Annotated in this window: 6 protein-coding genes; all 6 read right to left on the bottom strand. The window is 32.6% G+C overall.

Translation table 11 applies throughout. The annotated features are described in order from the left end of the window. Positions 1 to 103 precede the first annotated feature (103 nt). The 6 genes from CD127_RS05055 to CD127_RS05030 all read right to left on the bottom strand — a co-directional run bounded on the left by CD127_RS05055 (position 104) and on the right by CD127_RS05030 (position 9,024). Complete coding sequence (locus CD127_RS05055; RefSeq protein WP_103298930.1) at positions 104 to 1,051, bottom strand: acetyl-CoA carboxylase carboxyltransferase subunit alpha; 948 nt, start codon at positions 1,049 to 1,051, stop codon at positions 104 to 106. Then, positions 1,044 to 1,910 (bottom strand): acetyl-CoA carboxylase, carboxyltransferase subunit beta, encoded by an 867-nt coding sequence (gene accD, locus CD127_RS05050; protein ID WP_103298929.1) that lies wholly within the window; start codon positions 1,908 to 1,910, stop codon positions 1,044 to 1,046. The genes CD127_RS05055 and accD overlap by 8 nt, the downstream gene beginning before the upstream one ends. A gap of 193 nt (positions 1,911 to 2,103) precedes the next feature. Continuing rightward, positions 2,104 to 3,333, bottom strand: coding sequence for an NADP-dependent malic enzyme (gene ystJ / locus CD127_RS05045; protein WP_103365990.1), 1,230 nt, complete (start codon positions 3,331 to 3,333; stop codon positions 2,104 to 2,106). A 158-nt stretch (positions 3,334 to 3,491) separates the two neighbouring features. Continuing rightward, positions 3,492 to 6,689 carry a DNA polymerase III subunit alpha gene (locus tag CD127_RS05040; protein WP_103365989.1) on the bottom strand — a complete coding sequence of 1,066 codons (3,198 nt, stop codon included), beginning with the start codon at positions 6,687 to 6,689 and terminating at the stop codon, positions 3,492 to 3,494. Positions 6,690 to 6,720: 31 nt separating this feature from the next. Then, positions 6,721 to 7,659, bottom strand: a complete 939-nt coding sequence (locus CD127_RS05035; protein WP_103365988.1) for a DHH family phosphoesterase — start codon at positions 7,657 to 7,659, stop codon at positions 6,721 to 6,723. Positions 7,660 to 7,725: 66 nt separating this feature from the next. Then, a complete protein-coding gene (locus CD127_RS05030) occupies positions 7,726 to 9,024 on the bottom strand; it encodes a DRTGG domain-containing protein (RefSeq protein WP_103297993.1) in 1,299 nt (432 codons plus the stop codon). Between the last annotated feature and the right edge of the window lie 177 nt (positions 9,025 to 9,201).

Genomic DNA, 9,201 nt, shown 5'->3' with positions numbered 1-9,201 from the left:
TAATATAGGTGCATTATATTGATGTAAACGTTTTATATATTAAAATTAACTTATTCAATATAAAAAAACTAGAAATCAAAGTATTGATTTCTAGTTTCTAAAATTAATTTTCAATGTAAGAACCGATATTTCTAAACTTATTAAATCTATTTTCAACTAATTCTTCAGCGCTTTGTTTATTTAGTTCATCTAAATGTTTAACAAATGCAGCTTTAATTTCTTTAGCTTGTTGTTCAATATTATTATGAGCGCCACCTAGTGGTTCATCAATGACTTCATCAACGACTTTTAATTGATGTAAATCTTTAGCAGTGATCTTCATCGTTTCAGCAGCCATCTTAGCTAGTGAACTATCTTTCCATAATAATGCTGATGCACCTTCAGGAGAAATAACTGAATATGTACTATTTTCAAGCATTAATATTTTATTTGAGATTCCGATACCTAGTGCGCCACCACTACCACCTTCACCAATAACAATAGCGATTACTGGCACTTTAAGTGAAGCCATTTCAACTAAATTTCTAGCAATAGACTCACTTTGACCTCTTTCTTCCGCAGCTTTACCTGGGTAAGCACCTTTTGTGTCAATAAAAGTAAAAATAGGACGCTTAAATTTCTCCGCTTGTTTCATCAATCTTAACGCTTTGCGGTACCCTTCTGGATGTGCCATACCAAAGTTTCTATAAATATTATCTTTAGTATCCTTACCACGTTGTTGTCCAATTACTGTTACTGCTTGTCCATTTAAATAACCAATGCCACCTATCATTGCTGGATCATCTCTGAAATTTCTGTCTCCATGTAACTCAATGAAAGAATCAAAAATATGAGGAATATAATCAAGTGTAGTAGGTCTTTCTTGTAAACGTGCAATTTGAACTCTATCCCACGGTTTTAAATTTGTATAAATCTTCTTCGTTTCTCTCTCAAGTGATGCCTCTAATAAATCAATTTCATCTTGCAAATCTACATCATTTTTTTCTTGAGATTCTTTTAAAGATTCAATTTTACTTTTTATATCAAATAATGGTTTTTCAAAATCAAGCATTCGGTTTCACCTCTTGGTGCATTTTTAAAATTTGAGCAAGCGTTGTTTTCATTTCTTTACGATGCACAACTTTATCTAATTGACCATGCTCTAATAAAAATTCAGCAGTTTGGAAATCATCCGGTAATTTCTCATTAATAGTTTGTTCAATTACTCGACGACCTGCAAAGCCGATTAAAGCTTTTGGTTCACTTAAATTAATATCCCCTACAGAAGCAAAGCTTGCTGAAACACCACCCGTTGTTGGATGCGTTAAATAAGAAATGTATAGTAATCCAGCATCAGAATGACGTTTTAAAGAAACACTCGTTTTACCCATTTGCATTAATGAAATGATACCTTCTTGCATTCTCGCACCACCACTAGCTGAGAATAAGATGAAAGGCAAACGATGCTCAGTACAGTAATCTATAATACGACAAATTTTTTCACCAACTACAGAACCCATACTACCCATTCTGAAACGTGCATCCATAACAGCAATTCCATATTTGATGCCTTCTAATTCCGCAGTACCAGTGACCACTGCTTCTTTTAAATCTGTTTTCTTTTGATCTTTTTCAATCTTTTCTTGGTAACCAGGAAAATCTAACGGATTAGCAGATGTCATTCCTTTATCGAACTCTTCAAAAGTATGTTCATCTGAAATCGCTTCAATTCTTTTATAAGCAGGTAATGCAATGTGATGATCACAGTTAAAGCATACATTTAAATTTTCGGATAATTCTTTTGTATACATAATTTTCTTACATTTAGGACATTTAGTCATTATTCCTGCTGGTACTTCATTTTGTTTTGAATCTTGTACTGTTAAATATTTCTTCTTCTTACTACTTCTATTAAAAAAATCTTTAAACATGTGTAAACCTCCACGTAACCTATCAAACAACCTTATAGTTTACAAAAATGTTGAATTTGCGTCTTTAATCATTTGCAAAATATTAGAGAGAAACTATGAACAAAATGGATGTTAATTCATAATTTCTCTGTAAATTTAACAAACTGAGTTATTGTTTTAATTATTTAACAAGTTGGATTAAATAACTTTTTTATTATTTTAAATCAGTTAATTTCATTGTTTTATCGTACACTTTTTGAGGGTCAACATCAATACGAGCTACACCAGATTCCATTGCTGCTTTCGCAACTTCACGTGCAACTGAAGGTGCTACTCTTTTATCGAAAGGTCCAGGAATACAATAATCTGGATTTAATTCATCTTCTTCAATTAAATTAGCAATCGCTTCAACTGCTGCTTTCTTCATATCTTCATTAATATTAGTTGATTCCGTTTCTAATGCGCCTCTAAAGATACCTGGGAAGGCAAGAACATTGTTAATTTGGTTAGGGAAATCTGAACGTCCAGTACCAACCACTTTAGCGCCCGCTTCTTTAGCATCATCAGGTTTAATTTCTGGATTAGGGTTAGCCATAGCAAAGATAATAGCATCGTCGGCCATACTTTGTACCATTTCTTTAGATAATAAATCTGCTACTGATACACCAATAAATACATCTGCGTCTTTAATAACATCTTCTAAAGAACTTTCAACTTTATCTTTATTAGTAAATTTAGCGACATAATCTTTAGTGTCATTCATGCCATAAGAACGTCCTTCATAAATCGCACCTTTAGAATCACACATAACCATATTTCTAACGCCATATGCATCTAATAATTTTACGATTGCAATACCAGCAGCGCCAGCCCCATTAAGCACTACTTTAATATCTGATAAATCTTTATCAACTATTCTTAAAGCATTGATTAATCCAGCCATTGTAACGATAGCAGTACCATGTTGATCATCATGGAAGACTGGAATATTAGCTTCTTTCTTCAATCTTTCTTCAATTTCAAAACAACGAGGTGCTGAAATATCTTCTAAATTAACACCGCCATAATTTGGAGAAATTAATTTAACTGTTTTAATAATTTCTTCAGTGTCAGTTGTATCTAACGCAATTGGCACACCATTAATTCCTGCGAAACTTTTAAATAAAACTGCTTTCCCTTCCATAACTGGAATACTAGCCGCAGCACCGATATTTCCCAAACCTAATACGGCTGTACCATCTGTAACAACAGCAACTGTATTTCTTTTAATCGTATAGTCATATACAGTACGAGGATCTTCATGAATTTCTTTACATGGCTCAGCTACGCCCGGTGAATATGCTAAGCTCAATTCTTCTTTATTCGTTACCTTTACATTAGGCATTATTTCTAATTTACCTTGATTTTCTTTATGCATTTGTAAAGCGTCATCTCTTAAAGACATCAAATCAACCCCTGTTAATAATCTATATTTTTAAAACTAAAATTGTAATCAACTAATTTTCAATATTAACTCAAATGTGTGTATAAAATAAAATTAACTGATGATTTTATCTTATTAATCATCAGTTAACTATATCACAATTTTTTTACATATAAAAGTTATACAATTCTTATATCACTAGGTTTAAACAGATTAATAAAATGCGTAAGATAATCCATTTCTCTTTTAATAAAACCTAATGTCATCGTTTCATTAGATGATTCATTATAAATCATGACTTCAATATTATTTTCTTTGTTATTTGAAAGATGTTGTCTAACTTCCTCAATCTCTGTTACATTTCGAATAATAATTTGATTCGCCTTTTTGATTCGCTTCTCTTCAAAATCATTAATTGTAGCTAAATAATTGACCACTAATTGAACTTGTTGATTTCTTTTTTCAAATTTGCCATAAACAACGTAGATTTCATTTTCTTTCAAAACAGTTTCGAACTGCTTAAATTTATCAGGGAAGATAACCCCGTCTATATTGTTGCGACCATCATTAAGCGTTAAAAATGCCATATTTTGACCATTTTTAGTTCGAATCTGTTTGATTCTATCAATTTGCACCAAAATAGGTTTAGAATTCATATGATGTTTCAACGTGAAAATACCTAAGTATTGTTTATTGTTGAATAACTTTTCAACAGGATGATTTGAAATATAGAATCCTAAATATTCTTTTTCATAATTGCTAATCATTTGGTCACTAAGCTCTTCTTTATCTTCATACGTCTGCTTAGGTGTCAACATATCAAATAAAAAATCATCTTGTTCTACATTTGAAACTTCATCTAAAACTTGATCAATAGCGCTTAGCAACGTAGCTCGTGTTTTACCTAAACTATCAAATGCCCCAACTAGAATAAGTGCTTCAAGCAATTTACGTGTCTTAATACGTTTAGGAATTCTTCTAGCAAAGTCAAAGAAGTCTTTGAAATTCCCGTTTTGATATCGCTCATCTACAATGTTTTTGACACTTTGATAACCTACACCTTTAATGGCGCCAAGTGATAGATATATATTTGATTCAGTCTCTTTATAAAACCAATGACTTTTATTAATATCCGGTGGCAAAATATTTAAATTTTGACTTTTAGCTTCATCAATGATTGCTGCAGTTTTACTTTCATTCCCTACTACATTACTGAGTATATTGGCATAGAAGTAGTTAGGATAATGTGCTTTAAGATAAGCCATTATATAGGCGATTTTAGAGTAACTTACTGCATGGGCTCTAGGGAAACCATAATCAGCAAATTTAAGTATTAAATCAAAGATTTGTATACTTACCGCTTCATCATAGCCATTTTCCACGGCGCCATTCACAAAATGTTGACGCTCATTTTCCAATACAGTTCTATTCTTCTTACTCATTGCACGACGTAAAATATCCGCTTGTCCATAACTAAAGCTCGCAAACTGACTAGCAATTTGCATAATTTGCTCTTGGTAGATGATAACGCCATATGTACGTTTTAAAATTGGTTCTAAATCAGGATGTAAATATTGAATGTCACTTTGGTTATGCCTTCTTGAAATATAAGTAGGTATTTCTTCCATAGGACCCGGTCTATATAATGACGTTACAGCGACAATATCCTCAAAGTGTTCCGGTTGAAGTCTAACTAATACTTTTCTAACGCCTTCTGACTCCAATTGGAAAATGCCGGTCGTATTACCTTTTGAAAGTAACGCAAATACTTTTTCATCATCCATAGGAATATTTTCGATATCAATATCGATGTTCAAGTCTTTCTTTACTTGTGTAATAATTTGGTGAATAATTGAAAGATTTCGTAACCCTAAGAAGTCAATCTTTAATAAGCCTAATCGTTCCGCTTCGGTCATCGTCCATTGAGTTAATAAACCAGTGTCTCCTGTAGTTATCGGCACATAGTTATAAAGTGGTCTTTCGTTTATGATAATACCTGCTGCATGGGTAGAAGTATGTCTAGGTAACCCTTCTAATTTACGACTGATTTCAAACCATTTTTCATGACGATGGTTTCGATGAACAAACTGCTTAAATTCGTCATTTTGATACGCTTCTTCTAACGTTATCCCTAAACGATGTGGGATAAGTTTAGATATTTCATTCAATGTAATATCATCAAAGCCCATAATACGTCCTACATCTCTAGCTACTGCTCGCGCCAACAAGTGTCCAAATGTCACAATACCTGACACGTGATGCTCACCATATTTTTCTTGAACATATTGAATGACTTTTTCACGTCTCGTATCTTCAAAGTCTATATCAATATCTGGCATCGTTACACGTTCAGGATTTAAAAAACGCTCAAATAGCAAATTATATTTAATCGGATTGATAGTCGTAATTCCAAGTAAATAACTAACCAGAGACCCTGCTGATGAACCACGCCCTGGTCCTACCATAACATCATGCGTTTTAGCATAATGGATTAAGTCACTTACGATTAAAAAATAATCTTCAAATCCCATATCCGTTATGATTTTATATTCGTGGTTTAAGCGTGTTACATAACGCTCATCTTGATGTAAATCAAATTCTTGTAACTTTTGCTCTAATATTGACCACAAATAATCTTTAGAGCTTTCACCAGTAGGCGTTTCAAATTTAGGTAATAAATCTTGATGATATTGAATTTCAGCCGTACATTGACTTGCAAGTTCTGAAGTATTCTGCCAAATCTCCTCAGATAATTGCATTTCTTGTAATTCATTTTCAGAGAAAAAATGTTCCTTAATATCTTCAATATCGTTCACTAAATCTAACTTTGTATTATTCTTGATTGCTTCAAGCGCTGGGATTGTATCAATGTCTTTCGAATCAAGATATCTAGCATTTTTAAGCCAAACTACTTTTAAATCATATATTGATGTATTACTTGTATGATTAATATATATCGCTTCATGATCCACAAACTCATTAATAATAGATTGATGTTCTTCTTGCGCTTCTTTGAAAATGATAGCAAGATCAGCACTATATTTATGTAACCACTCTAAAGGTACGAGGTCTTTATCTTTCATTTTAATGGCAGAAGATAATTGGTATAAAGCGGTTAACCCTTTATTATTTCGGGCAAGTAACACCGTTTCAATGGTATATAATCCGTTCGATAAGTGGATGGTCATACCGAATATCGGTTTAATGTGATGTTCGAGACAAGCATCATAAAATTTTGGGAAGCCATATAATACATTCGTATCTGTTATCGCTAATGCCTCATAACCATTTTGTTGCGCTTTTTTAACAACATCATCGATTTTTAAGCTAGAAAATAATAAATCATACGTTGTATGAATATTTAGATGTGCAACCATATATGACTTCCTTTCATTTTAATTATAATTTTTATAATTTCTGACGTAACGCTTCTGCTAACTTATCAAATTCTTCCCAACTATACACTGAAACGCCTGATGCGTTCGGATGGCCGCCTCCACCAAATTGATTAGCGACATCATTAATGATGATACCTTTAGAACGTACGCGACATCTTATTTGGTCGCCCTCATCAACAGCAAATACCCAAATTTTTAGACCTTGAATATCAGCTACAGTATTTACAAATTGAGATGCTTCATTAGGCAATAATTGATATTCTTCTAATATTTCTTTAGTAATTCTCACTTGGCAAAATGCATGATCTTCACTCAACTCAAAGTTTTGGAAGATATAGCCTTGGAATGGCATCACTTTAGGATCTTTTTCCGCCATTTTATTTAATTCTGCATTATGATCGAATGGGAATTTTAATAATTGACTCGCTACTTCCATCGTATGTGGTGTTGTATTATTAAACATAAATCTGCCAGTATCGCCTACTATACCTAAATAAAGGACACGCGCAACATCAGCATCAATAATACTGAAATCATTAAAATGCGTAATAAAGTCAAAAATAATTTCACTTGTTGATGATGCTTCAGTATTCACATAATTGATTTCGCCATATTGATCCGTGGCTGGATGGTGGTCAATTTTGATTAACCCTTTTCCACTATTGAATCTTTGGTCATCAATACGTGGCGCATTCGCTGTATCACACACAATTACTAATGCATCTTCATAAACTTCATCCGCGATTTCATCTAAGCTGCCAATGAATTCTAGAGAGACTTCTGATTGCCCTACCGCATAAATTGTTTTTTCAGGAAATTTACGTTCCAAATATAATTTTAGTCCAAGTTGAGAACCGTACGCATCCGGATCTGGTCGAACATGTCTGTGAATGATGATTGTGTCCGCTTCTTCAATTTTATGCATAATTTCGTTAAATATTCCTACCATAAATGATTACTCCTCAATTTTTATTTTTTGAAAATGCAGTCCCAAATACACTGCATGAATTTTTAATTAAATGTCCTCAAACATTTGGCAAATGATCATTGCATTCGCTACTCTTTCGTTACCACTCATCATGGTAACTTCTAACTTCGCAAAGTTTCTACCTACATCTAACATGTTATATGAGACATTAATGAATGTTTCAATCGGTACAGTTTTAATATAAATAATATTCAAACTTTCAATCATTACGTCTACCTTTTTAAATTTACGTAGCTCATGTTTAATCGTTTCTTCAATAATTGCTACAAATACAGATTTACTTAAAGTGCCATATTGATTCGTCAATAATGGAGAAACTTCTACTGTAATATCATTTTGAGTGATAGTGATATGTTTAGCAATTTGATCATTAATCGTTTCACCAATCTGAGGTTGTCTACCAATTAATTGCATCGCTTTTAATACATCATCTCTTGTAATGACACCGATTGCTTTTTTATTTTTAGTGGTTACCGGCAGAATTTCAATACCTTCCCAAATCATCAAGTGAGCACAACTTGCCACAGTCGTCGTTAATTCTACATTGATAGGTCTTCTAGTCATCACTTTACTTATCGTATCTTCAGCTTGCATGTGAATGATTTCTTTACTAGTAATAATCCCCACTAATTTCCAATTTTTATCCACTACTGGAAAACGCGAATGCCCGGTCACTTTCGCACGTGCTTTATAATCCTCTAAACCCATTTCATCAAACACAACCGTCATATCATTAATAGGTTTAACAATATCATTTACGACTAAGATTTCTTTACGTATCATTTGATTGTACATCGCTCTATTAATAATATTCGCTACTAAAAACGTATCATAATTAGAGGATAATATTGGTAAATTATGTTTATCAGCATAATCGATTATTTTTTGAGACGTTTTAAAGCCCCCAGTAATGAGTACCCCACTACCTTTTTTTAAAGCTTCTAATTGCACATCAGGTCGATTCCCTACAATGAGCAATGTCTGATGACTGATATACTTAACGACATCTTTAAGTTCCATTGCGCCTATCGCAAATTTCGATACACTGTTGCTCAAACCATTTTTACCACCGATAACTTCTCCATCGATAATTTTAAGGATTTCGTTAAACGTCAAATTTTCAATTTCTTCACGATTTTTCTTGTCAATACGTACAGTACCAACCCTATCAATCGTTGTTACCAATCCTAATTGACCAGCATCTTTAATCGCTCTATAAGCAGTACCTTCAGATACATTCATCACTTTCGCTATTTTTCGAACCGAAATTTTTTGACCGATTTTTAACGATTCAATATACGCTATTATTTGTTCATGTTTAGTCATTTAAATACCTCTTTAAAATTGACAATGTCCTATATATTATAACTTTTTCCTTAGAAAAAATCGATTTTGAAAAATACTCCTAGTGAAACTTCTTAGTCCCACATTTTCCAAATAAAAATTAATAATATCATAATAATTTAATGATTATGGTTATTTAATCATTATAAATATATTCAT

Source organism: Staphylococcus petrasii (assembly GCF_002902565.1).
Classification (GTDB): domain Bacteria; phylum Bacillota; class Bacilli; order Staphylococcales; family Staphylococcaceae; genus Staphylococcus; species Staphylococcus petrasii.
Note: the sequence above shows the minus strand (reverse complement) of the source record. Positions and strands in the feature narration are given on the sequence as shown.

What these genes read in the sequence shown, in the direction of transcription:
- ystJ (WP_103365990.1), bottom strand. Translation starts at nt 3,333, where the DNA reads ATGTCTTTAAGAGATGACGCTTTACAAATGCATAAAGAAAATCAAGGT.
- CD127_RS05035 (WP_103365988.1), bottom strand. Translation starts at nt 7,659, where the DNA reads ATGGTAGGAATATTTAACGAAATTATGCATAAAATTGAAGAAGCGGAC.
- CD127_RS05030 (WP_103297993.1), bottom strand. Translation starts at nt 9,024, where the DNA reads ATGACTAAACATGAACAAATAATAGCGTATATTGAATCGTTAAAAATC.
- CD127_RS05040 (WP_103365989.1), bottom strand. Translation starts at nt 6,689, where the DNA reads ATGGTTGCACATCTAAATATTCATACAACGTATGATTTATTATTTTCT.
- CD127_RS05055 (WP_103298930.1), bottom strand. Translation starts at nt 1,051, where the DNA reads ATGCTTGATTTTGAAAAACCATTATTTGATATAAAAAGTAAAATTGAA.
- accD (WP_103298929.1), bottom strand. Translation starts at nt 1,910, where the DNA reads ATGTTTAAAGATTTTTTTAATAGAAGTAGTAAGAAGAAGAAATATTTA.